Origin of the sequence: Rothia sp. HMSC065G12 (assembly GCF_001811455.1) — a bacterium.
GTDB classification, from domain to species: domain Bacteria; phylum Actinomycetota; class Actinomycetes; order Actinomycetales; family Micrococcaceae; genus Rothia; species Rothia dentocariosa.
This window is the reverse complement of the sequence record NZ_KV804815.1, coordinates 175279-198099: the sequence shown is the minus strand read 5'-3', so window position 1 is coordinate 198099 and position 22821 is coordinate 175279. Positions and strand designations below refer to the sequence as shown.

General features: G+C 50.8%; 21 protein-coding genes and 3 tRNA genes. 11 read left to right on the top strand and 13 right to left on the bottom strand.

The features are described from left to right. Positions 1–29: 29 nt before the first annotated feature. The 5 genes from HMPREF2804_RS06150 to HMPREF2804_RS06130 all read right to left on the bottom strand — a co-directional run bounded on the left by HMPREF2804_RS06150 (position 30) and on the right by HMPREF2804_RS06130 (position 3622). Positions 30–101 (bottom strand) — tRNA-Val (locus HMPREF2804_RS06150). 23 nt (positions 102–124) lie between these two features. After that, positions 125–195 (bottom strand) — tRNA-Cys (locus HMPREF2804_RS06145). A gap of 45 nt (positions 196–240) precedes the next feature. Continuing rightward, a tRNA-Gly gene (locus tag HMPREF2804_RS06140) sits at positions 241–313 on the bottom strand. A gap of 206 nt (positions 314–519) precedes the next feature. Continuing rightward, positions 520–1572, bottom strand: coding sequence for a cell division protein ZapE (zapE, locus tag HMPREF2804_RS06135; RefSeq protein WP_070627749.1), 1053 nt, complete (start codon positions 1570–1572; stop codon positions 520–522). Between the two features lie 238 nt (positions 1573–1810). Continuing rightward, the gene (locus HMPREF2804_RS06130; protein ID WP_070627747.1) at positions 1811–3622 is read right to left on the bottom strand and encodes a cytochrome c biogenesis protein DipZ; all 1812 of its coding nucleotides are present in this window, start codon (positions 3620–3622) and stop codon (positions 1811–1813) included. Positions 3623–3981: 359 nt separating this feature from the next. Here HMPREF2804_RS06130 and HMPREF2804_RS06125 point away from each other — a divergent pair, with 359 nt between their 5' ends. From HMPREF2804_RS06125 to HMPREF2804_RS06090, 8 genes are all read left to right on the top strand, one after another. Continuing rightward, positions 3982–4359: a hypothetical protein gene (locus HMPREF2804_RS06125; RefSeq protein WP_013398938.1), complete on the top strand. Its 378-nt coding sequence runs from the start codon at positions 3982–3984 to the stop codon at positions 4357–4359. Positions 4360–4474: 115 nt separating this feature from the next. After that, positions 4475–5104: a sigma-70 family RNA polymerase sigma factor gene (locus HMPREF2804_RS06120; RefSeq protein ID WP_048754289.1), complete on the top strand. Its 630-nt coding sequence runs from the start codon at positions 4475–4477 to the stop codon at positions 5102–5104. Beyond that, a complete protein-coding gene (locus HMPREF2804_RS06115; protein ID WP_070627743.1) occupies positions 5094–6020 on the top strand; it encodes an anti-sigma factor in 927 nt (308 codons plus the stop codon). Before HMPREF2804_RS06120 ends, HMPREF2804_RS06115 begins: the two co-directional genes overlap by 11 nt. Positions 6021–6108: 88 nt before the next feature. Next, on the top strand, positions 6109–6609 hold the full coding sequence (gene ybaK / locus HMPREF2804_RS06110; RefSeq protein ID WP_004004504.1) for a Cys-tRNA(Pro) deacylase: 501 nt from the start codon (positions 6109–6111) through the stop codon (positions 6607–6609). Beyond that, positions 6590–6808, top strand: coding sequence for a GNAT family N-acetyltransferase (locus tag HMPREF2804_RS06105; RefSeq protein ID WP_070448616.1), 219 nt, complete (start codon positions 6590–6592; stop codon positions 6806–6808). The genes ybaK and HMPREF2804_RS06105 overlap by 20 nt, the downstream gene beginning before the upstream one ends. A 22-nt stretch (positions 6809–6830) precedes the next feature. Continuing rightward, a complete protein-coding gene (gene msrB, locus HMPREF2804_RS06100; protein WP_048754285.1) occupies positions 6831–7247 on the top strand; it encodes a peptide-methionine (R)-S-oxide reductase MsrB in 417 nt (138 codons plus the stop codon). Between the two features lie 172 nt (positions 7248–7419). Next, positions 7420–8694 carry an HRDC domain-containing protein gene (locus HMPREF2804_RS06095; RefSeq protein ID WP_048754284.1) on the top strand — a complete coding sequence of 425 codons (1275 nt, stop codon included), beginning with the start codon at positions 7420–7422 and terminating at the stop codon, positions 8692–8694. A 192-nt stretch (positions 8695–8886) separates the two neighbouring features. Next, the gene (locus HMPREF2804_RS06090) at positions 8887–9408 is read left to right on the top strand and encodes a Rieske (2Fe-2S) protein (RefSeq protein WP_048754283.1); all 522 of its coding nucleotides are present in this window, start codon (positions 8887–8889) and stop codon (positions 9406–9408) included. Between the two features lie 137 nt (positions 9409–9545). On the opposite strand, the gene dxs is transcribed toward HMPREF2804_RS06090, so the two are convergent. The 3 genes from dxs to HMPREF2804_RS06075 all read right to left on the bottom strand — a co-directional run bounded on the left by dxs (position 9546) and on the right by HMPREF2804_RS06075 (position 15511). Then, complete coding sequence (dxs, locus tag HMPREF2804_RS06085) at positions 9546–11555, bottom strand: 1-deoxy-D-xylulose-5-phosphate synthase (RefSeq protein WP_048754282.1); 2010 nt, start codon at positions 11553–11555, stop codon at positions 9546–9548. 164 nt (positions 11556–11719) lie between these two features. Beyond that, entirely contained in the window at positions 11720–13354 is a 1635-nt protein-coding gene (locus HMPREF2804_RS06080; protein ID WP_070448612.1) for a class I SAM-dependent RNA methyltransferase, read from the bottom strand. A gap of 111 nt (positions 13355–13465) precedes the next feature. After that, the gene (locus HMPREF2804_RS06075) at positions 13466–15511 is read right to left on the bottom strand and encodes an APC family permease (RefSeq protein ID WP_246824194.1); all 2046 of its coding nucleotides are present in this window, start codon (positions 15509–15511) and stop codon (positions 13466–13468) included. A gap of 133 nt (positions 15512–15644) precedes the next feature. Here HMPREF2804_RS06075 and HMPREF2804_RS06070 point away from each other — a divergent pair, with 133 nt between their 5' ends. Both HMPREF2804_RS06070 and HMPREF2804_RS06065 read left to right on the top strand, forming a co-directional pair. Beyond that, positions 15645–16412 carry a potassium channel family protein gene (locus HMPREF2804_RS06070; RefSeq protein ID WP_004004495.1) on the top strand — a complete coding sequence of 256 codons (768 nt, stop codon included), beginning with the start codon at positions 15645–15647 and terminating at the stop codon, positions 16410–16412. A gap of 12 nt (positions 16413–16424) precedes the next feature. Beyond that, on the top strand, positions 16425–17078 hold the full coding sequence (locus HMPREF2804_RS06065; protein ID WP_004004494.1) for a potassium channel family protein: 654 nt from the start codon (positions 16425–16427) through the stop codon (positions 17076–17078). A 116-nt stretch (positions 17079–17194) separates the two neighbouring features. Here HMPREF2804_RS06065 and HMPREF2804_RS06060 read toward each other — a convergent pair whose 3' ends face one another. The 5 genes from HMPREF2804_RS06060 to dut all read right to left on the bottom strand — a co-directional run bounded on the left by HMPREF2804_RS06060 (position 17195) and on the right by dut (position 22097). After that, positions 17195–19300, bottom strand: a complete 2106-nt coding sequence (locus tag HMPREF2804_RS06060; protein WP_070627739.1) for a hypothetical protein — start codon at positions 19298–19300, stop codon at positions 17195–17197. Positions 19301–19388: 88 nt separating this feature from the next. Then, positions 19389–20129, bottom strand: coding sequence for a DUF3159 domain-containing protein (locus HMPREF2804_RS06055; protein WP_070627737.1), 741 nt, complete (start codon positions 20127–20129; stop codon positions 19389–19391). Continuing rightward, positions 20122–20679 (bottom strand): asparaginase, encoded by a 558-nt coding sequence (locus tag HMPREF2804_RS06050; protein WP_070627735.1) that lies wholly within the window; start codon positions 20677–20679, stop codon positions 20122–20124. Before HMPREF2804_RS06050 ends, HMPREF2804_RS06055 begins: the two co-directional genes overlap by 8 nt. After that, positions 20679–21542 (bottom strand): DUF3710 domain-containing protein, encoded by an 864-nt coding sequence (locus HMPREF2804_RS06045; protein WP_070627733.1) that lies wholly within the window; start codon positions 21540–21542, stop codon positions 20679–20681. Before HMPREF2804_RS06045 ends, HMPREF2804_RS06050 begins: the two co-directional genes overlap by 1 nt. 108 nt (positions 21543–21650) lie before the next feature. Beyond that, the gene (gene dut / locus HMPREF2804_RS06040; RefSeq protein WP_246824193.1) at positions 21651–22097 is read right to left on the bottom strand and encodes a dUTP diphosphatase; all 447 of its coding nucleotides are present in this window, start codon (positions 22095–22097) and stop codon (positions 21651–21653) included. 208 nt (positions 22098–22305) lie between these two features. On the opposite strand from dut, the gene HMPREF2804_RS06035 reads away from it, so the two are divergent. Beyond that, on the top strand, positions 22306–22755 hold the full coding sequence (locus HMPREF2804_RS06035; protein WP_004004483.1) for a DUF3093 domain-containing protein: 450 nt from the start codon (positions 22306–22308) through the stop codon (positions 22753–22755). Positions 22756–22821 lie beyond the last annotated feature (66 nt).

Genomic DNA, 22821 nt, shown 5'->3' with positions numbered 1-22821 from the left:
TTCTCTAAGAACCGGGACTTTTTTACTTGTGCGCGATACTGGGTTCGAACCAGTGACCTCTTCCGTGTCAGGGAAGCGCGCTACCGCTGCGCCAATCGCGCCTACAACATCAATGTGTTGTGCGAGGTGAGGACGGGATTCGAACCCGCGTACACGGCTTTGCAGGCCGCTGCCTAACCACTCGACCACCTCACCGCATACACCTCTCGCGAGATGAGCTCGAACTCTAGGAGTCCTACGAGCGGTTGACGAGACTTGAACTCGCGACATCCACCTTGGCAAGGTGGTGCTCTACCAACTGAGCTACAACCGCTTATCAGGTGCTTTTCAAGCATCAACAACAGGCTTTACCCGTCACACTGACAGATAAATACTATACGGGTTTTTTCATCGTTTGCCAAATCTTTTGCCGCACTTTTTAGGCCAAGTGTCAGCACTAAAAACCTTACGACCTTCTACACAAACAAGGTCGCAAATATCAAGCACAGCATTCTACGCTATACCGCAATGCCATGAAGTCTAAGCCTCTGATTCCCCTAGCAAGCCTTCACGAGCGAGCGCCGTCAGACGCGAGACGGCACGGAAGTACTTCTTCTGGTAACCGCCAGCAAGCATTTCGGGTGTGAAGACCTGGTCGAAAGGTACACCGGATGAGACGATCGGCAGGTCTTTGTCGTAAAGACGGTCAGCGAGCACAACAAAGCGCAGCGCTACCGCTTGCTCGGTAATCGGGTGTACATCGCGCCAAGCGATACCCTGCAGACCGTCGATAAACTGGCGGTAACGGGAAGGGTGCACTTTCGCTAGGTGTTCGACAAGCTCTGAGAAGGTATCGATACCCACGGTTTTTCCATCGAATACTTCCTCAACCTTAGCGTCGAACGCGTCGGGAGTTACGGGTTCCGGTGCAGCTGGAAGACCGCGATGACGGAAGTCTTCACCATCCACACGGTGTACTTCGAATTGTTCGGCAAGTACTTGGATTTCACGTTTGAAGTCTTCGGCGGCAAAGCGTCCTTCGCCGAGGGCACCAGGGAGGGTGTTGGAGGTTGCTACGAGTTTGACGCCCGCATCTGCGAGTTCGCGCATCAGGCGGGACATGAGCACGGTGTCACCAGGGTCGTCAAGCTCAAATTCGTCAATGCACACCAGCTTGTAGCTGCTGAGTGCCTCCACGGTTTTGCGGAAGGTGAGGGCACCAACCAGGTTGGTGTATTCAACGAAAGTACCGAAGGCTTTGGGCCCGTCAACATAGTGCCATAGGGAGGCTAGAAGGTGGGTTTTCCCAACACCGAAGCCGCCGTCTAAATAGAGCCCGGATTTTGCGGAGTCTTTCTTTTTACCGCCAAAAAGTTTGCCGAAGAACCCGCCGGAATTTCCTCCTTTGTTGATTTTATCGCCGAAGGTTTTGAGTTTTTGTACTGCTTCAGCTTGGGAGGGCTGGTTTGGATCGGGAATATAGCTGTCGAATGACACTTCACCGAATCGTTCTGAGGGACGAAATCCAGCGAGAAGCTCTTCTGCTGAGACGTTTGGGATACGTTCGGTAAGGTGTTCGTAGGTGACGGGCACGATATAACTTTCTGAGTGACGTCTATGTTACTTGTCTTAAGTTTAGTACGGATGTGCTGAGCTTGCCGCAGCCCGGTACTCGGAGTGCTCTCTCCCTCGGGTACAGATGCGGTGAAAACGCAGTAAAACCCGGGACTATGCGTTTTACGTGGTTTTAGTCATGTGTGATCTAAACCTTGAAAACACAGTCCCGGGTTTAGTCGTCAGGGGTGAATTCTGCGTGAGATTCGGCAGAGACTTATGAGAAGGTGAGCGAGTACAGCTGCACTCTGGGCGAGACCTTGAGCTCAATAACTCCGCTACTTTGCTCATCGCCGCGCACAATGTGGTGGGCGTTGGGAGCGCCGTCTATGTGAATCTTTTCCGTTGTACCATTGCGCCGCACTTCGATGGTACCGCTGCCGCCGGCAACAACCTGCGCTCCGTGGGCACGATAGTTAATCCGCAAAGTGCCGTCGTTTCCTTGAGGCTCAATACGTTCGGGGGTTATAGACCACGTACCGTTGAGGTCGTATTGGTCAACAGCTAGACGATCTGCCGGTTTGAAGGTTCGGGTTCCGTTAGAGTAGCTTTCTTGCCCCGCAAAGTACATTGCGCGCTTAGAGCCCAGATACGTTTCAGGAGTTCGCGCATCATGCGCGTTTTGTGTTTCCTCTTGTGCATCATCCTTGTGAATAGGGTCTGGAAGCTGCACTTGTGGATTTGCGGCTTTGAGAAGTTCGCGTACCTGTGCCTCGGTCACCTTATGCCCACCTTCACCATAGTGAACAGCACGAAGTTTACCTTCACTATCAATGAGATAGTGTGCAGGCCAATAGCGGTTGCTGTAAGCACGCCAAATAGCATAGTCGTTGTCTTGAACTACCGGGTATTTAATACCTAGGTTCTCAATGCCTGCCTGGACGTTCTTACCTTCGTGTTCGAACGCATATTCCGGCGTGTGTACTCCCACTATTTCTAGACCATAATCATGGTATTTGGCGTAGAGCTCATTCAGGTGCGGTGCCGTCCTCTGACAGTTAATGCACGAGTATGCCCAAAAATCAACGAGTGTAACCTTTCCGCGCATATAAGCGATACTTGGCTGATTCTCAGTGTTGAAGTTACCAGTGCCACCCGCTAATTCCGGGGCTGAGCCGCAGTCCTGCAATTTTTCTTCGTCGGGTCGGCACGAGCTTATCGACCCACCGGTGGAGGAAGAAATAATATTATTCTGCGTATCTTGACTGATAGTCTGCTCAATCCCTTCCGTATAATTCGGAATTGCGCGCTGTAGCTGGGCGGGAACGTTGAATACTAGTCCGATTGAAAGAGCGATCAAGAGTACACCCGAGGCGGTGCGCACTCCACGCTGGTGGTTGCGGAACGTCTTAACTCGTTCTGCGATGCTCCGCCCCGCAAGAGCAAAGATCAACAGCGGAATAGCTGTTCCGAAAGCAAAAGATAGGGTGAGTGCTACAGTTTCGATACCGATGTTTCCGGTTGCGCCAGCAAGGGTAATAGCTGCAAGAACCGGACCCGCACAGGGCACATAGACGAGACCGAGAGCAAGCCCCATGAGGAAGCCGCCACGTGTGGTGCTGCGTTTCGCTCCGAGTTTTGAGAATTTCGCGAAAGGTTTTTCAAGCAGGCGCTCCAACGGGGGTATAAGCATGCTCAGCCCAACAATAATGAGGAAGGTGATACCTAAAATCCTCAGCGTATCTTGCGGCAAGTGCAGGGCAGCAAGAATAACCGAACCGAGCAGGGTAAAGAGGCTGAAGCTCAGAACAAGCCCGCCTACAACTTGATAGGGACGCCAGCGTGATGCAGTACGCTGCATGGGTGCTGGAGCTGCATTTCCGAGAACTGCGCTTCTGCGCGAGAATAAGGCTTGCACATTGTCCGCAGAATCTTTTGCTGTGCCTGTTTGTCCAAATTCGGTGGATGCAGTGCGCGCTGAATCTGCACCGCCAGTGACGAGAATAACGGGCAAGATAGGCAGGATGCAGGGCGAGATCCCAGTGATAAGACCACCGAGTATGCCTAGGATGATGAGCGATAACAGCATAGTTATTTTCCTCATGGATTGGTAATGCGAGGCGATTCTGCCTCACGTGTTGTCATGGTTATATTCGGAACGAACTGCGGTTTCGGTTTGGTTGAAATTATTTTTATAGCGATGCCTGCACAATTGGCAGAGTCTTGATGAGACCTTTTACTGCGCAATATTCAAGCTCATGGATGTTTTTCTCAAGGTGTTGCGAGAGGTAGTCGGATACATCATTTAAAAATTTTTCTGAGGTTTTGCAATCCGAGCGGACTGAATGTTCCGAATACCTAATGAGTCCAGTTTAGGATTCTGAATATTTTGCGATGGTGCGGGCGCACCTCCGCGTTACCTGTGCCGATATAAGATTGGAGTTACGTATGTCCGTTATTCTTCGCACTGCGTCTTTTGCAGCTGTTTCTCTAGCCCTCGTTGCTGGTGTTTCTGCATGTTCTTCTAACGCTTCTGATCAGAACTCATCGCCAAGCGCATCGTCGAGCTCTTCTGCATCATCCACCCCCTCTTCTTCTGCCATGATGAGTTCAGACGCTATGATGTCGCCTTCAGCTATGCCGAGCCAGTCTGCCATGTCTGGGGACAAGATGGATGGCGACCACGGCAAGATGGACGGCGATAAAATGCAGGGAGATCATGACAGCATGAAGCATGATGACAATAAGATGGACGGTGACAAAGGGGGCAAGATGGAAAACAAAGACGCCATGATGTCTCCTTCGGCTTCCGCCATGTCGAAGTAATATTTTGCTGGTATGCTGCTTTACACCCTGGAATATTTTCTAGGGTGTAAAACATACCTAAACTTCGCTTATCACCGACACAATAATCAAATGTCATCATAGGGCGTGAGATGATATGACCATGACTTTTTTGGATCGTCAGGTGACTTCGGCGTATCAAGAAGCTCAAAAAGCCACCCAAATTCCTCAGGAATATCAGCGCTTAACTGCGTTGATGGAGTGTGCTGCTGCAGGAAACGAACATTGTTTTGAAGCTCTATACGATGCCCTTGTTCCGCGTCTGTACGCGCTTATTAACCGCATTCTTCATAACCGAACGCATGCGGAAGAAGTTACTCAAGAAGTTTTTCTAGAAATATGGCAAAAAGCGCCTTTATACCGTGCAGAACGGGGTACTGTGTTGTCGTGGGCTGCAACTATTGCTCACCGCCGTGCGGTTGATCGGGTGCGCTCCGTTGCAGCCTCCACAGAACGTGATTTCACACGCGGTCTTGAGGAATATCGCGAATCTTATCATCACGTTGATGATGCAATAGCTGCTTTTATGGATACTGAGGAGATTCACCATGCTCTATCGGGTATTCCACGCGAACAAGCCCAGCTGCTCACCATGGCATATTTCGGAGGTAAATCACAGCGCGAAATCTCCGATGAAACGGGCATTCCTCTAGGAACTGTCAAAACCCGCATGCGCGCTGGCATGCAGAAACTACGCGAACGATTGGAGGGCACCCGTGAGCACTAAAGACTATCCCGAAGATTTCCCCGATAAACTCGACTACGCCCTCCACACGCTTTCACCAACGCAACGTATAGCGTTTGAATCGTGGGCTCCCAAACACGAACGCGAAGATGCTAAGGCCGATGCTGCGGTCCTCTCTGAGGTTTTTGGTACTTCGCTCACTCCGCAAGAGCCGTCCGCTGAGCTTAAAGCTCGTGTGATGGCGCAGGTTGCGCATACCGAGCAAATCCAGCCAGCTAATGAGCTAGGTACAGATGACGTGAATGCCGAGCATAAGAGTGATCATGCCGATTCCGAAGGTTACTTTGTATCAGATAGTGCAGACAACGCTCAAGCTATCGCAGACTCAGAGAATTCCGCTTATGCACGAGCTAAACGGCGTTGGTTCGGGGCTCAGGGTAAATTCTCACCATCTCGCATGACGGCTGCGGCAAGTATTATTATCGCTGCTGGTCTGGGCGTATGGGGTTTCACGCAGCACCAGCAACTAGAACATACCTCCCAGGAGCTACAAGCCGCGAGGGCGTCCTCTTCGGCCCCAGCGCATCCGGCAGCTGCACGGCCCGGCGACCAGTCGATCGTCGAGCAAATCAGCATGGCTCCTGACCTTTCAATGGCTCAAGGTAAAGTCAACGGCATGCCGGTATCGGTCATGTACTCCCCTTCCCACAACATGGCGGGTGTTTCAACGACAAATCTGCCTGCGCTGCCCGAAGGAAAGGTCTATAAACTCTGGTTTTACGATGCTCAGGGCAATATTGTGGGATCTGGAATCCTCAATTCTGCTGGCCGCGGTGCCGGGATCACAACCATGACAGAGCACGATCTGAGTACGGTCACCGACTTTGGTATCTCAATTGAAGATGAATCGGCTAATTCTCCTAGTCAGAAACCCGCTATGCTGGAAAACGTTGTGTGACCTAACGCTTGCAGGCACCCCATCCCTACGCAGGTAAAGGTGATACATACCTTAGGGGTTCACCTTACGTTTTCGTAGAATAGTCTTCATGGCTAAAAAGAATAAAAGCGGCAAGAAAGGTGCCTCCACCGCTGCGGTCGCGCTCTTGAAGGAAACTAAGACTCCTTTTGAGATTCGTGAGTACGAGCATGTGGAGGGAGAAACCTCCTTTGGGTTGGAGGCCGCGCAGAAACTTGGCGCCAATCCTGAGCAGGTATTTAAAACGCTTCTTATTGTTCATGACAAAGATTTTGCGGTGGCGGTAGTGCCGGTGAGTGGGCAGCTAAACCTGAAAGCGGCGGCACACGCCCTTGGTTGGAAGAGCGCCTCCATGTGCGATCCGAAGGTTGCCGAGCGCCGCACTGGATATGTGGTGGGTGGTATTTCGCCGTTAGGGCAGAAAACTCCTTCCCCCACGCTTTTGGATGCCAGCGCTGAGCAGTATCAAACTATCTTGGTCTCTGGCGGTAAACGCGGGCTTGATATTGAGCTCTCCCCCGCCGACTTGCTTAAACTCACTGGCGGCAACTATGCGCCTCTTCGCGCCTGAGCAGCCGTGTCTTGAGTTGCGGATCCCTGCAGCGAAGGACGCCGCCGAATGGTATGCGCTGTTCAGGGATACGCGCGTCATGGAGTATTTGGGGCGACCCGCAGATTCACTCGCCCACTATGAGGATATGGTGGTGCGTACCCTGTACCACCGGGAACAAAACCCGAGCCAGCACCGTTATAACGACGACAGCTCATAAGAGAAGATTTGAAGGAGTAGCAGTGGGAAACTCATTACCGGGTGTCGGTAAAATTGCGAAGAATTGGCGTGAAGTTCTCAAGCCCGAAGAGTACGTGGTACTGCGTGAAGGCGGCACCGAACGTGCTTTCACCGGTGAATACTGGGATACGAAAACCGAGGGTGTGTATTCGTGCCGAGCCTGTGGGACCGAGCTTTTCCGCTCTGCTGAGAAGTTTGAGTCGCACTGCGGCTGGCCCTCTTTCTTCGCTCCACTCGCCGAAGATCGTGTGCGGTATCTGGAAGACACCACGTTAGGGATGCGCCGAGTAGAGGTACGTTGTGCCGCCTGCGATTCGCATCTGGGTCACGTGTTTGAAGGCGAAGGATACGATACTCCGACTGATCTGCGGTATTGCATCAATTCTGTCTGTCTCACATTGGAACCGCAGAAGTCGTAAGCTAGAGCTATTTACGAGACAATACTGCTGTTAGCCGGTGCCGATCCTTGGGTTTTCGGTATATTTGAAGAAAAATGTAACGCACAGCGGCAACGGGTAGAATGGTGGAGTTATTGTTTTCAGCCCCGTCGAGGGAGCTACCAGAAACGGATATTCAAGGAACCACTTTCAGATGAGTCTCAGCCCGAGTACCGAGCCTATCAAACTCCCACCTATGCTCGGATTACCTGCTGATTTCACAGTTCCTGATGTTATTCCGCTAACTACCCCGTCAGTTCCGGTCCCCTCCATTATCAACACGGAGAGGGCGCTTGAACGTGCTGCTGAATCTTTGCGTGCTGCATCCGGTCCGGTTGCAGTCGATACGGAACGCGCACAGGGTATACGGTACGGGATCAGGGCTTTCTTGGTGCAGCTGAAACGCGAAGATAAACTCTACCTGATCGATCCCGAAGCTTTTTCTGACCTTAGGATCATCAACGATGCTCTAGCAGATGCCGAATGGATTATTCACGCGGCAACCCAGGATTTTCCAAGTCTGGATCTTCTTGGAATGCGACCGCGTCTTCTCTTTGATACCGAGCTCGGTGCACGTTTAGCGGGCCTGGAACGGGTGAACCTGGGAGCTGTTGTCGAAGAGCTTCTGGGGTACAAACTTGAGAAAAAGCACTCCCAAGAAGACTGGTCACAACGTCCTTTGCCAGAGTCTTGGCTCAACTATGCATGCCTTGATGTTGATGTACTGGCAGATTTACGCGATGCCTTGGAAGAAGTTTTAGAAGACCAGGGAAAACTTGAGTATGCCCGCCAGGAATTTGCCTATCTCTGTTCACTACCGCCCGCTGACCCCGCTGCGAAGAAAGCCGAACGGTGGAGGAAAACGAAGGGACGGAACACGCTCCGGTCCGTACCGCAACTAACAGCCCTGCGGAATCTTTGGTTCGAGCGCGATAAATTAGCGCAGAAGAAAGATATAGATTCTAAGGCTTTACTCTCAGATGCCGCGCTCGTTGAGGCTGCGCAGAAAATGCCTCGTAATGTACCAGCTATCATGGCGATTCCGGGGTTCCGTACTCGACTGTTGAAACGTGAAGGCCCTCGCTGGGTGCGTGCGATAGTATCAGCTTCTCGGGGTGAGGACCCGGCGCCCTACACCATTCCGGCAACCGCCCCTCCCCCGCTTAAGGCTTGGGAAACGAAACGCCCTATTTCACTAGAGATTCTTAGCGAAGTGCGGAAGATAGTACAACGGGAGTCAGAGCGGCTCAATATTCCAGCACAGAATATTATCAGCGCTGATTGCATACGGCGTCTGTGCTGGGATCCGCCCGAGCCTTACTCTCAAGAGGCCCTTCTTGAGGCTCTTCGCTCGCATGATGTGCGCCCGTGGCAGATTGAAATCCTCACCCCGGATCTTCATGAAGTTTTCCAGCGACACCTTGGCTAACGCCTTAACACATGGATCTCTCAACCCAAGAAAAATATGGAGGCGCACGCCACACAACAAAACGGCTTATTCGCGTGCATACGATTTATCCTCTAGATTTATAAAAGAGCGACACGCAGCTATCCCACAGGTACGGTCGCCTCAGCATCACACAAGCCCGGCTTCACACACCGGGGAATTCAAGGAGGAACGATGAACGAAGTACCATCGTGCACCTGTTCGTGCGCACAATCAGAAATTTCTGGGCACGAGCCAAACTCTCAGAGCATTCAGGAGCTGGAGCATAAACTTTCGCGCCGAAATGCACTCGTGGCGGGGGCTACAGCTACCGCAGGGGCTCTTGCTTTAAGCGCCTGTGCCGAAGGTTCCAGCGGTGGTGGTGGAAGCGGCGGTAACGGTGCTGCCGGGCCAGAGTCCCCCACCGATATTGCGGCTGCTTCGGAGGTACCCGTCGGCAAAGCGGCGAAACTTACCAAAGGCGGTGTTACCGTTATCGTATCTCAGCCTGAAAACGGTGTCTTCAAGGCTTTTAGCTCCACCTGCACCCACCAAGGATGCCAACTCAACGTACAAAACAACAGCCAAATTGTGTGCCCATGCCATGGTTCTCAGTTTGCGCTCGCCGATGGCTCAGTCAAAGGTGGTCCGGCTGAGTCGCCGTTAAAATCCTATAAAGCAGAGGTGAAAGACGGCAGGATCATTGTTGGAGGGTAATATCTTTCACATATGGGTATTGACGGTATATTAGTTTTTAACGTCTAGATTTTACGTCAATAAAAATGTTGGGGGTGTGTGAAAATCTACACACCCCAACGTTTTATTTTTTTGCACTCGGTCAAGCACCACAAAAATTACTGGGTATGCCGCGGTTTTTGCCCTTCCTCACGTGCGAAGGGAACCTTATCGCCCGCAAGCTGCGCGAGAATATCGGCAGTAATGGTTTCCGCGCACAAACCAACATCTTCCAGGATTTCCTCGCGCGACGCATGCGGTATAAATTCTGCCGGTAAGCCGAGCTCACTCAACGCCGTGTCTACGCCAGCCGCACGCATCTCTTGACGAATGCGTGAACCCACACCGCCCGCGCGCACACCATCTTCGAGAGTCACAACAATGCGGTGGTCTCGCGCAAAATCCACCACCGAATGCGGAACCGGCATAACCCATCGCGGATCAATCACCGTCGAATGGATGCCCTGCTCGGCAAGGCGCTCAGACACTTCGAGCGCTACCCGTGCCATAGCGCCAACGGCAACAAACAGCACATCGCGCTGCCCAGTTTCAGGATGCGGCCGCCCGGTGCGGGTCAGCACATCCACCCCGTCAGAGCGGCGTTCCAGGGCAACGATATCTTCACCCACCGACCCCTTTGGGTACCTGACAACGGTCGGTGCATCATCAATAGCAACGGCTTCACGAAGCGCTTCACGAAGCGTCGCAGCATCGCGTGGAGCGGCCAAGTTTAACCCAGGAATAAACTGCAGAAGCGATAAGTCCCACATGCCGTGGTGACTTGCGCCGTCAGGTCCAGTAATGCCGGAGCGGTCAAGAACCAGAGTCACGCCTGCCTTGTGAAGAGCAACATCCATCAAGAGCTGATCGAAGCCGCGGTTCAAGAAGGTCGCATAAAGCGCCACCACAGGGTGCATACCGCCGTATGCCAAGCCCGCACTCATCGCAACGGCGTGCTGTTCTGCGATACCAACATCAATGACTCTGTTCGGATGCGCTTGCGCGAATTCACGTAGGCCAACAGGAATGAGCATGGCACCGGTAATGCCTACAATATCTTCGCGTTCATCCGCGATCTGTTTGATCTCACGACCGAAAACACTCGTCCATGACTCTTCGGTGCTGGTTGAGACAGGCTTGCCGGTAAGAGGATCAATCCTGCCTACCGCATGGAATTGGTCATCATCATTCGCACGTGCCGGAGCGTAGCCGTGCCCTTTCTCTGTAATAGCGTGCACAATCACCGGTCCGCCGTAGTTCTTAGCGGCACGCAAGGCGGTCTCAACAGCTTCTTGATCGTGCCCATCAATTGGACCAACATATTTCATGCCGAGGTCTTCAAAAATACCCTTGGGGACCACAACGTCCTTAATACCGACCTTCATGCCGTGCAGCCCCCGGTAAATCATCTGCCCCAGCGGGCCGCCACGCTGCAGACCACGGCGCATAGCATCAAGCGCCCGATCATATCGATGGTCAAGACGCATACGGTCAACCTGCTGCTGCACCTCGTGCTTAAGTGCCGTCAGCTGGTTAGCAAAACCGCCAATAGTAGGCGCATACGATCGACCATTGTCATTGACTACAATAACGACTTTACGACTACGGTCAGCGGCGATATTATTCACGGCTTCCCAGGCCATGCCTCCGGTCAACGCACCATCACCGATTAAAACCACCGTATAGCGGTCATTTTCTCCGTTGAGAGCGTAGGCGCGTGAAATACCATCAGCCCAGGAAATTGATGATGAAGCGTGCGAGGACTGAATAATATCGTGTTCAGACTCGCCACGATCCGGGTACCCCGACAACCCACCCTTTTGGCGCAGGGTGTCAAAGGCGTGACGACCGGTCACCAGCTTGTGTACATAGGACTGATGCCCTGTATCAAAGAGAATAGAATCGTGGGGCGAATCAAAAATACGGTGGATACCAAGAGTCAGCTCAACAACGCCAAGATTGGGGCCTAAATGACCACCCGTTGCAGAAACATTCGTTACGATAAACTGACGGATCTCTTCAGCGAGTTCACGCAGCTGATCGTAGCTGAGGGGGCGCAAATCCCGAGGTTCACGAATATCGGACAAGAGCCCTGAGGATTCCTTGTTCGCCTCGTTCTCAGCAGACATACACTCTCCTTCTGCACGGTTGAGGTCAACAATGTACCTCTAGGTCTAACAGTTAAATTCTAACGGGTTAGGTTATATATACCCATTTGAAGGTTGCCGAAAAAAGTCATGGTTACCGTGTTCGCCATCTTAGGTACATACAGTTTTGCTGTCTCTACGAGAATTTACTTATGACGTTTTGACAGACGCGCTGGACGAATACGCGCAGGCGCACGGTGAAAAAGAGCAAGCGTCTCAACATGATGCGTATTAGGGTACATATCAAATGCCCGTACCTGTACGAGATCCCAGCCTAGTTCACGCAAAATAGCTGTATCGCGTCCTAAGGCTGCAGGATCACATGCCACATATAGAATGCGCCCGGGTTTGAGTTCGTTGAGGCGTTCCAAAACTTTGCGGTTTGCCCCTTCACGAGATGGGTCAAGTACCACGGCATCCGGGGTAGGTATCTGACCAAGGCTATGTGCTGCTTTAAGATCTTGAAGGCTTTGTGCAACGTCTCCGCGAATAACCTCAACACGGGTTTCCTTGGAGTTATCGCTTCGGGAAGGACCATCCGGCGCGAAGTTGGAACGCGCATCACGGTGCGTTACCGGGGAACCTTCAACGCTGATAACCGTTCCTTCTGATCCGACAGCATCCGCGAGCGCTGCTGTAAATAGCCCAGCACCGGCGTATAGGTCGAGGGCGCATTCGCCTAAGGTTGGGCGGAGCATGGTTAACATGGTGCCCATGAGAGTTGAGGGGGCACAGCGGTGAATCTGCCAGAAGCCACCTGCGGAAACCTGATAGCTGAACCTTCGCGGACCAAAACTTACTTCTTCGGTTACGGAACGTAACCCACCGCCAAGGAGTATATCTCCCTGACGCACACGCCGATAAGGGCTATGCACGCTGGGCTGCCCCGAACGCTTGCTCGGTTTTGCTTTCGATCCGCTATAGGGGGTGAAGAAAAGCGAGATTTTACGCTTAGCAAGCTCGCCCCAAAGCTGGATGCACTGCCTTTCAATCTCTTTGGCGACATGGGTTGTCTCAAACCGGGGGTCAACCATGAATTGGAGCAGAATACGTCCGCGTGAAGACAGTGTTGCTTCCAGTTCTCGAACGCCCCGCAGGTTGAGCTTGTGAAGTTCTAGATCACGTAATTCGCGTGCCACGAGGGGAAAATCAACGACGGGTACCGGCTGCGAGCTGTGGTAGGGGTACATGCCGATGCGCCAATACGTGGTACCGTCTTCAATGCTTTTAGCGGTAGTGTACCGTATACGAGATCGCCAGGAGAGGTCGCCTTCGACGAGGTCTCGATTAGGCATAGACTCAACGATAAGGTTTGTTAAGAGTGGTGATTCTAGAGGGATGCCGCCTAGGCGATGAAGCTGATTTCGTACGATCTCGGCTTTGTAACGCCGTTGTTCAGAGGGTTCTAGGTGTCCATATTCCATCCCACCAAGAAGCTCTGCTATGCCGGTGAGTTTCTGACGTTCTTCGGGGGTTTTGAGGGCATCTGCCTGTGCCCAGGGATGCTTACGGCGCACTGGTGCAGGCACTTTGACGGCTACAACATCTGCAAAGTAGAAACGGTTTTTGGGGCCTATTGCGGTAATCCGAACTTGGGCTTCTTCACCCACTACACCGTGCCGTACGAAAACGACCCCGGCGTGCGTACGTGCAACGAGTGCACCTCCGTGGGCGGGTGTCTCACAGGTTACCTGGATTAGATCGCCTATAGTGTACCCCTGCTCCGAGGTAACGTTATCCGCACCGGAGTCACGTACTGTGCTGATTTCAGGGGTGTTCACGCGTCTTCTCCTTACAGAATTCTGATGTGAAGCATTCTACACCGCTTATTTTTAAATAACCGTTCAACCCTGCCATAAGCATGAGAAAATCTCAAGGGTTCTCATGGAATATCACGTTTCTTCTGTGTGGGTTGAGCCCCGATACATCGTATCGTTTTTATGGGAGTGAACGGAGGTATCAATGTCCTCGGTATCAATGGACGTTGCATTCTCATGAATGCTCCACGGAACAGTCACAAGAATAACATTAGGTTCTTGCTCTAAAACTTTCTTAAGCTGTTTGACAGTTCGCGGATGAATGAGGCGCTGCCACCAATGTTCCGGAACAAACTCTGGAATGTAAACAGCAATAACATCCCGCGATGTATTGTTCTGAATACGGCGCACATAGTTATGTACGGCTTGGACGGTATCGCGGTAGGGTGAGTCAATCACCGAGAGTCGTACAGGAATCCGCATGCGATCCCAGCGAGTCTTCACATCGTCAAGAGTGGCCTGGTCGTTATTAACGGTCAGAGCTTCCAGCGTTGAAGGATGGGATGCGCGTGCATAGGCTAGGGCACGAAGCACGGGTTTGTTGAGGTCCTTCGTGTAAACAATGGCGTGCACCCGTGAAGGCAGCGAGGATAGATCGGCGGTTTCTAGATCTTCATATGGTATTTCTGCTGCTTTGATGACGGCATCGTAGTGTTTACGGGTTATCATCATGCCCCCGAACAAGGTAGCGATTATAAGAAGCGAAAGCCAGGCACCTGCCATAAACTTAGTGACAACAACAGTAATGAGTACAGCGGCGGTCACGATAACCCCGATGATACTGACGGCTAGGTCACGGATCAGGTGTCGGCGCGAAGTAAATGCCAGTGTAATGCGCAGTTTTCGAATGCGGTAGCTCACTACCGATCCCTGAGTGAGCAGCATCGAGAGGAACATACCCACGAGATAGAGCTGAATGAGCGAGAAAATATCCGAGCCAAAAAGCAACGTTAGACATGTTGCCATAACAGCCAGCAGGAGAACCCCGTTACGGTAGAGGCCCACAGAGTTGATACTCCGTAGCTGAACTGGCAGATACCTGCGATCAGCGAGAGCAGATGAACTCAACGGAAAACCGATAAAAGCTGTAAAAGACGCTATGGTCAGCACTGCAACGGTGGCAAAAACAAGCAGCTGAGGTATGAGCGGGGCACCATCATAGATAGCGAGTGCTATCTGATAGAGCGCGGGTTTCTGGTGGAAGAATTCGCCCGGCGCGCCCCCCTCAATCAACAAATATTGTGTGGTGTCATGCACCATAGTAACGCCGGTAACTTGGGCTATGTAAAGTATGCTGACGAGAAGCACACCCGTTATGGTACCCATAATCATGAGGGTGAGGGCGGCATTATGTTTTTTGGGGCGCCGGAAGAAACGCACGGAGTTTGAGATCGTGGAAACTCCGGAGAGCGCAACGGCACCCGCTGAAAAAGACCGTGAGATCAAGAAGAAGAACGCTATGCCAATCAGCTGTGAATCGACGTTTTCGGGGAGTACCGAGTAGTTTGCCGATTCTGCTTTAGCAAGCACACCCATCCAGGATTTGATAATTCCAATGCACAGCGTAACGCCTAGGATCGCGAGGAAAATATAGAGCGGCCAGTGTGCTATCTTTCCCATGAGTTGTAGACCGCGCAGAGACACTACGGTCAAAATAATGATGAGCAGTATTGCGATGGCGCTGCGATGATCTTGTAGTTCTGGGTAGAGTGCCACCAGGAATGTTGCCGCCGACGACATGGAAACGGCAACCGTAAGCACGAAATCAAGAAGTACCGAGGCCCCCAAAATAACGGCGGGTTTACTGCCCAACCGCCGGTGCACTAGTTCAAAATCGCCTTCGGCAGCGACCTGATTAATGTTGTATCGGTAGGTTCCTACGATCATAAGACCTACGACGGCGACCGCTAACCCAACCCAAGGGGCATAGACAATGGCTGCGTTACCCGCAACGGCGAGCATCAGAATAATCTCGTCGGCGGCGTATGCGACAGATGAAATACCGTCAGAGCCGAAAAGGGGTAGGGCAAAACGCTTAGGCAGCGACATGGCCGCTACTTGACGCGAATCTACCGGCTTACCGGTGAAGGCGCTGCGAATTTTTTCCCAACGATATTTCACAGGTTTAAGGCTATCCGCCTGCGGGGTAAAGCTCAATTTTATTTGCCGCGTGTTTCGCAGGTCATCGGGCGTTTAGTGGTCTTACTCGGTACACTTAACAGGAAAACCGGTCGTCTGTTGAGGAGGAAAGCACATGCCCCATTTCGTCATTATGGGTTCTGGTCGTGTGGGAGTTATGCTTGCCCGTACTCTAGAGGCTTCGGGGCATACGGTAGCCGTTATCGATCAAGATGAGCGAGCTTTCCAGCCCTTGCGTAAAGGGTTCAGCGGGCAGTTGGTGACCGGTGTCGGTTTTGACCAAGAAACGCTCAAACAGGCGGGTATTTCGGACGCGTACGCTTTTGCTGCTGTATCTTCGGGAGATAATTCAAATATTATTGCCGCCCGCGTTGCGCGTGAGACTTTCAAAGTAAAAAATGTTGTTGCCCGAGTCTACGACCCAAATCGTGCCGAATTCTTTCAGCGTCTAGGTATTCCCACGGTAGCCGCCGTGCGGTGGTCAACGGATCAGGTGCTTCGTCGTCTGCTACCGGAGCAGGCACTCAAGGGTGATTTTCGGGAGCCATCGGGCAGGCTCATGCTTACTGAGATTCCACTGCATGAACAATGGGCAGGTCATGCACTCGTGGATATTGAGCGTGCTGCCGGGGTGCGCATCGCCTACATTACCCGATTCGGTGAAGGCATGCTTCCACGCCCAGATACCGCCTATCAGCAGGGAGATACCGTACATATTATGATGCGCACGGACGATATTAACGAAGTCTCTCGGATTCTTTCGCGGTCGCCTCGTACTGATGAAGACGTCGAGTACAGTACCGATCCCCGGCTGGATTGGTTCCATGCGAAGCCGATAGACCCGGCGCAGCACCCCAGCGATCGCCGTCGCCCGAAAGCATAAGGAGCTTATAACATGAAGGTACTTATTGTTGGGGCCGGTTCCGTGGGAGCATCTATCGCTAAGGAGCTCAAGGCGAATGGGCACACGGTCACTATTATTGATTCCAAGCCTGAGATGAAAAAACGTACCGACCTGCCGGGGGTGCGCTGGCATATTGGTGACGCCTGTGAGCTATCTGTTTTGCGCCAGGTTCACCCGAATACCGCTGATGTGATTGTTGCCGCCACCGGTGACGACAAAGTTAATCTGATGGTATCTCTACTGTGCCGCAGCGAGTTTGGTGTACAACGCACTGTAGCGCGTGTGAATAATCCCCGGAATGAGTGGCTTTTCGATGATGCCTGGGGCGTGGATGTGGCAGTTTCCACTCCGCGTTTGATGACGGCTCTCGTAGAGGAAGCCGTCGAGGTGGGCGATGTGGTGCGTCTGCTTACGCTTCAGGCCGGCGGGGCGACGTTGGCGGCGTATACGGTACCGCTCGATCATCCTGTGATTGGCTACAGGATAGACCATGTGCAATGGCCAACCGATACGGTACTCACCGCCATCTTGCGCGATGGTGTTCCGGTTGCACCTTCCGCCGATGTTGTTATTGAGGGTGGCGACGAACTTTTCTTCATCACAACGCTTGACGGAGAAGACCAAATTCGGGCGCTCTTCGCCTAGGTTATCTCTCTGCCCCTCCTAGATCACCAACGAAAACGAGCTATTTCTCAGCTGAAACGCGCGAAATATAGACGCACGTTTAGCGTCTCTAATGATGGCTGAGGATTGTGTGAGGTCTAAAAGCTTCCGCCGTCTCCCCCGCCAAAGCCTCCGCCGCCACCGTCAAAACTTCCGCCGTCACCTCCGCTAAAGCTAATTCCAGAGTCCGAGGAGCTGTTGTCGGCAGGAGTAAAGCCGTCGCCGTACCAGGATCCCCACGAGTATTGCCAAGGATCGACATCCCAGCCGCTCGTTTCGGGAGTAGCACTGTTTGCATAGGTTCCGTGTGTAAGAACGTTCTGAACCGGGAACCAGTAGGTTCGGCCACTCCCGGTTTTCTCACTTTCTTTTTGGTCAAGTTCCTGCAGCTTCTTCAAAACAGCATTTACACTGAAAACACCAACAGTTGTGGGAACGGCATAACGTTGAGCTTCAAGCACGAAATTTTGCGCGTCGAGGCGTCCTGAGAGTTCTGGGTATAAATATTTTCCGGTTTCTTGTGCCCATTCATGGGATGCCCGCACCAAACGGAGCGCTTCTTGGCGGTCTTCAAGAACTCGGGTAGTGCTCTCATGCTCAGTCTCTAAAAGATCTTGGATGCGTTGCAGCTGAGCATATTCCTTAATATCTTCTGGCTGTAGAGAGAGATAACCCAGAGGCGCATACATTCTAGTTTCAATGAGAAGACGTTCCGCAATTTTTTGAATTATAGAAATTAGAGTCTGTTCAAAAATATCTTTTATATCTTGTGGCATAGGAATAGGAAAACCTTGATATATCCTCATAACCCACTCCAAAAAATGGTCTGCAACAGCATAAAATTCTTCGGACTCAAGAGACTTCGCATAGTTACTTATTTCTTGTATGCGACTATCAAAATATTTTTTGAAGAATCTATTTTCATGATTTTGTGCAAAATCAAAAAGATAATGCGCAAGATGAGAAGAACTTTCTTCAATATGTGCGGGAGCATCAACAGATTTTTCCCATTCCTTAAGAAATTCTTGAAGTTTAAAAAATAGAATCCAAAGAGCAACTTCTGCATCCTGCGCAATATATGCACTCTTGAATATTTTGATGCGCTGCTCGTCCGATACGTTGCGAGAAACTAACAACAACTGTTTTTCCGCTTCAGTAAGATTATCATCAATATCGCTTAATAGATTATCAAGTGCAGCAGAATACATAATAATTGGTTCAACTATTGAACTCTTCTGCTGCCGTCCCTGCAGTAATACATCACTTAGCTGCGGAGCTAATGAAGCAACTTTAGTTTTAGCATTTTCAAAACATTCTCGGCGCAGCTCTAAGTCTTTGCTTATGTGAGAGCGCAGTACGGGAATTTTAATCTTATTTATAGGATCTTCAAGACGTTGGGCTTTACTCCGAATAAAGGCATAAGCATGCCTTATCGCTTCATCATCTGCTTTAATAGATTCATGTCCAGACTCCCAGTGGTTCTCAGCGTCATGTAAATAACGGTATGCCTGGGCCAAATGCCGATGGTTGCTATATGTTTCCACGGTGTCCTCATCAGAAAGATTCAAAATATCTTTATGCAACAGCATAATATAATTTACATAATCGACATAACCTGCCCAGAATACGTATTCTCTAACACGAGTTTTGCGCCCATCAATTTCTAGATTAAAATATTCTATAGACTCCTGTGAAATAGGTTTTTTATAGTTCAAATACCTCTGGCTTTCACTTTTAGCCTCCCCCAATGTTCGTATAAAAGCAAAAGAATCTCTAGGCTTCACCACCTGGGTATACAGATTTTTCGCACTATATTCTTGGCTAACAAGGAGATAAAGAGTATGGATAATCATGGTATCTAATATTAAAAGTGAGAAAAATGTATATATTGTAAATACCCAGATACTTTTATCATCGAATGAAATAGCTAAACCCATAAACATTAAGGGAAGATACCCCCAGGCTACAATCTCAAAAAATTTTGTCTTTGTAACTTCATACCTATAAGCACCTAATATCAACTCCCATAGTACATACCACAAAAATCGCGAAAGAATAACAGACGCTGTAAAAATAACAGCACCAGATACGACATTTACTGGATTATCTCCACGTAATGTAATAAGAATTACTGCACACGCGCTAATAAAAAATGCAAAAATTAAAATAGATTTAGCATATAATGATTTTAAAATACTTATCATAACTTACTCCTTGGGTGGTTGGATAGACCAAGAGACTACAAAGACGTCACTAAGCATACTTTAAGCATGCTTAGTGACGTAAAGAGTTTTATAAGGTTTCAGCCGGATCAGATACTCGCCACGCCAGCCAGATACCCGCCGCGTACAGAGGCAGCCCCATAACGATGCGCATAGCACCTAAGACTTCGGTAGCGTTCATATAGTAAAGCGGTATTTGGATCGCAAGTCGCAACAGCAAGACAGCCGCCATAATCCACGTTGCCAGCTTATAGGCTTTCAAACGTTCGGGTTTTTGCCGCCAGGTAAGCTGCTCTCCCCTGATATACCCGAAAATGAGTCCCGCCAGAGGCCAACCCACGATAATCGAAGCTATGAACGCAACACTGTAAATGCCGTTTGTCCAAAACCCCGGCAAATAGTAGTCGGCAGCGTTCCCTGTACGAAAAGCAGTGAAAGCACAAATTGCAACACCCACAATACCCGACACCGCAGGTATGAGTTTACTGCGCTGTATAAGGCGCAGCACGGTAAAAATACCTGCAGCTGCTACCGCGATAACTAAGGCCAAGTTTAAATCTTTGGTGACCGTGAAGAAGATAAGGAAGAGTAATGAAGGCAGAGAAGTTTCTACGAGTCCACGCCACCCGCCAATTGCATGGAGCACATCCACATGACCTGACTCTGTACGGCGGATATTGCCCCCCAAAGAAGCGCCCAGGCTCTTACCTAATGACTCTTGCCCCGATATCGAGTTTGTCTCTGCACTCTGGGCGCCGTCAGAGGCATACTGGTTATTCGAATGCTGAGGGTCATGTGGAGTATTAACCACGTCGAGGATCCTTTTCTAAGAAGTATTGGGGAACAATCTCGTATCGGGGGTTGTACATCACGGGCGGATACGTGTGCGTTGAAATAACCCCAGAGCACCGCAACAGGCACCCCGCCAGTAAACCAGGAACCACACGCTGCCCGTGCCAAATAAGGGTTACTCTTTCTCCCACAGAAAACGGCGGACGTGAGGGGAACCGCACTTCTAAACTCTCCGTCATGGGGTTCTTCCCCAGAACCGATTGTTGTTGGTCTCCATCAGGCATAATGATCTCAGCATTCTGCGAGTCTTCCTGCTCATCGTCAAAGTCTTCGCCAGGAGGCTCAACAATGGGCATACCAATCAGAGCTAGAGGACTGGCCCATTGAAGCGGTTTTGATTTCGCCACGATAAGTTCTGCTTGGTAGAGAGGTTTATCGTAAACAGCAGGGATCCACACCTGATCGATACGGCCAGCTAGGCGAACACGAAAACGTTCGGGGTACTCCGCCTCAATTTGAGAAGAAGTCCCCGAACCGGGTGCAGCGTGGCTGTTATCTATGCGCGGCATTACCCAATCTCTGTAATTTCGGGTCCGCGACGAGGCATTGGGCGTAGTTCGCGTTTATCCTCATTCTTCTTTTTCTTCGTTTCAGTCTCTCGACTACCCTCCTGCTCCTCAGGTTCCTGCTCTTCATCATCTGAGTCGTCTAAGGTATATATCTGTTCCGGCATCGTCATGGGTAATAGCTCACGTGGCGGGCGGGGGTCGTCGCCACGATTGACAATAGCAGTACGGAAGACCTCTTCAATCGCTTCAGCAGCTTCTTCATTGCCTAGAACAGCCTCGCCAGAAATAACACCGCGTAAGAACCAACGCGGGCCATCGACGCCAACGAATCGTGCGATGCGCTCCCCTCGTTTCCCGTCCTCAGTCGTAGCGGGAAGGCGGGTTAGCATCTCGGCGCCGAACTCACCCGTATACATTTCGGCGGTTCCACCCTGCGATGCTACAGACTCGGCAAGATCATGCCGAATATCGTCCCATATGCCAGTACTACGAGGCGCTGCGAACGCCTGAATCTGGAGGGTTCCACCAGCACGAATACAGGTTGCGGCAATTACAGCTCCCGTACCTTCGTCCATCTCAAGACGCAGGTTTAGACCGTCAAGCATCTTAATATATAGAGCACCAAGGTCGATGTATTCTTCGGTATCATCAACCTCACCAATATCGTGGGGGCCTTCAGAACGGTCGTAGATAACTACCTCGGGCTCTTCATCATCACGATCGACCTTGTTAAGGCTGGACTTAGGCTTAGCTTTGGTTAGCTCAGCATCTTCTTTCTTGGAGTCTTTAGAAGTAACCTTAGTAGTTTTCTCTTCTGCTTTCTTACGCTCATTGTCAGAGCTTTTCTTGCCAAAACCAAACACTGAATATCCCTTACTGGTAGATGTTAGTGCGTCTCATATTGTATGCAGATATTGTATATTTCTTCGTGCGATTAAAGTCTATTATCTGCCGAATTACGCGGTAAAAGATTATTTCAAGCCGCTTGAGCCAAATCCCTGAGATCCTCGTTCGGTTTCGTCAAGGTTCTCTACCACCACAAAATTAGCGTGTTCATAACGCTGAATGACAAGCTGGGCAATACGATCACCACGCTTGATTTGGAAAGACTTTGCACGATCCGTATTCAATAACGTCACCATAAGTTCACCGCGATACCCAGAATCGACAGTTCCCGGTGCGTTAACAATTGTGATGCCGTGTTTAGTAGCAAGCCCCGAACGCGGATGCACCAACCCTACATATCCTTCAGGAAGAGCAATAGCAATACCGGTAGGTACAAGTGCTCTCTCTCCAGGCGCCAGTACAAAATCTACTCGTGAACGCAGATCTGCGCCCGCATCACCAGGATTGGTGTAAGACGGTGCTGGGAGCTCTGCATCAAGCATTTTAATCTGGACATCAATGGGATTAATCATGTCTTTCACTCTACCGAACATACGGGGCTACGTCATCTCTGTCCCCTTAGCGTACAGGAGTTTCACATAAGTACTGCATGGTGCTGGAGTGCGCAGAAAATAACCTCGGTTAGAATGTTGAATATGATTTTCTGCTCGGGTGGTGCACACACTCTTTTTCTAGACGCCATCTGAACAGATACCCAACAAGCTTAGAAGGACTATTACGATGGCTTCTTCGTCACCTCATACGCTCTATTATGAGCGTCTTTCTCCTGGACCTGGCATGTGGTTTCTCACGCTGTGTGCCGGAGGTGCATCTTATCTGGTGGGCGCCCCTATTGGTATTCCGGTGGGTATTATTGCTGCTGTCGTTGTTACGCTTCTTCTCGGGTGGATTTTATATTTCTCCGCGCCCACTATCGAAATATCGCAGGATTGGGTTCGTGTGGGGCGAGCAAGTATTGAGCGTGCTTATGTGGGTGAAACACACGCATTTCGTGGCGAACAGGCCCGTATTGCGGCTGGTCCTGACCTTGATGGGCGCGCATATATGTGTTTTCGCGGCTGGATTACACCAAAAATCCGCCTCGATATTACCGACCCTGCCGATCCAACCCCCTACTGGATTGCCTCAACCCGTAATCCCGAAAAAATAGCCGAGATTCTAAACGGCTAGTTTTCTTCTCAGCTAAAAGGGCGGTCTCCCTAAGGAAACCGCCCTTGAGTCGTATGGTTTAGCTTC

What these genes read in the sequence shown, in the direction of transcription:
- dxs (WP_048754282.1), bottom strand. Translation starts at nt 11,555, where the DNA reads ATGTCTGCTGAGAACGAGGCGAACAAGGAATCCTCAGGGCTCTTGTCC.
- HMPREF2804_RS06125 (WP_013398938.1), top strand. Translation starts at nt 3,982, where the DNA reads ATGTCCGTTATTCTTCGCACTGCGTCTTTTGCAGCTGTTTCTCTAGCC.
- HMPREF2804_RS06065 (WP_004004494.1), top strand. Translation starts at nt 16,425, where the DNA reads ATGAAGGTACTTATTGTTGGGGCCGGTTCCGTGGGAGCATCTATCGCT.
- HMPREF2804_RS06060 (WP_070627739.1), bottom strand. Translation starts at nt 19,300, where the DNA reads ATGATAAGTATTTTAAAATCATTATATGCTAAATCTATTTTAATTTTT.
- HMPREF2804_RS06130 (WP_070627747.1), bottom strand. Translation starts at nt 3,622, where the DNA reads ATGCTGTTATCGCTCATCATCCTAGGCATACTCGGTGGTCTTATCACT.
- HMPREF2804_RS06090 (WP_048754283.1), top strand. Translation starts at nt 8,887, where the DNA reads ATGAACGAAGTACCATCGTGCACCTGTTCGTGCGCACAATCAGAAATT.
- HMPREF2804_RS06095 (WP_048754284.1), top strand. Translation starts at nt 7,420, where the DNA reads ATGAGTCTCAGCCCGAGTACCGAGCCTATCAAACTCCCACCTATGCTC.
- HMPREF2804_RS06070 (WP_004004495.1), top strand. Translation starts at nt 15,645, where the DNA reads ATGCCCCATTTCGTCATTATGGGTTCTGGTCGTGTGGGAGTTATGCTT.
- dut (WP_246824193.1), bottom strand. Translation starts at nt 22,097, where the DNA reads ATGATTAATCCCATTGATGTCCAGATTAAAATGCTTGATGCAGAGCTC.
- ybaK (WP_004004504.1), top strand. Translation starts at nt 6,109, where the DNA reads ATGGCTAAAAAGAATAAAAGCGGCAAGAAAGGTGCCTCCACCGCTGCG.
- HMPREF2804_RS06050 (WP_070627735.1), bottom strand. Translation starts at nt 20,679, where the DNA reads ATGCCGCGCATAGATAACAGCCACGCTGCACCCGGTTCGGGGACTTCT.
- HMPREF2804_RS06120 (WP_048754289.1), top strand. Translation starts at nt 4,475, where the DNA reads ATGACCATGACTTTTTTGGATCGTCAGGTGACTTCGGCGTATCAAGAA.
- HMPREF2804_RS06105 (WP_070448616.1), top strand. Translation starts at nt 6,590, where the DNA reads ATGCGCCTCTTCGCGCCTGAGCAGCCGTGTCTTGAGTTGCGGATCCCT.
- HMPREF2804_RS06035 (WP_004004483.1), top strand. Translation starts at nt 22,306, where the DNA reads ATGGCTTCTTCGTCACCTCATACGCTCTATTATGAGCGTCTTTCTCCT.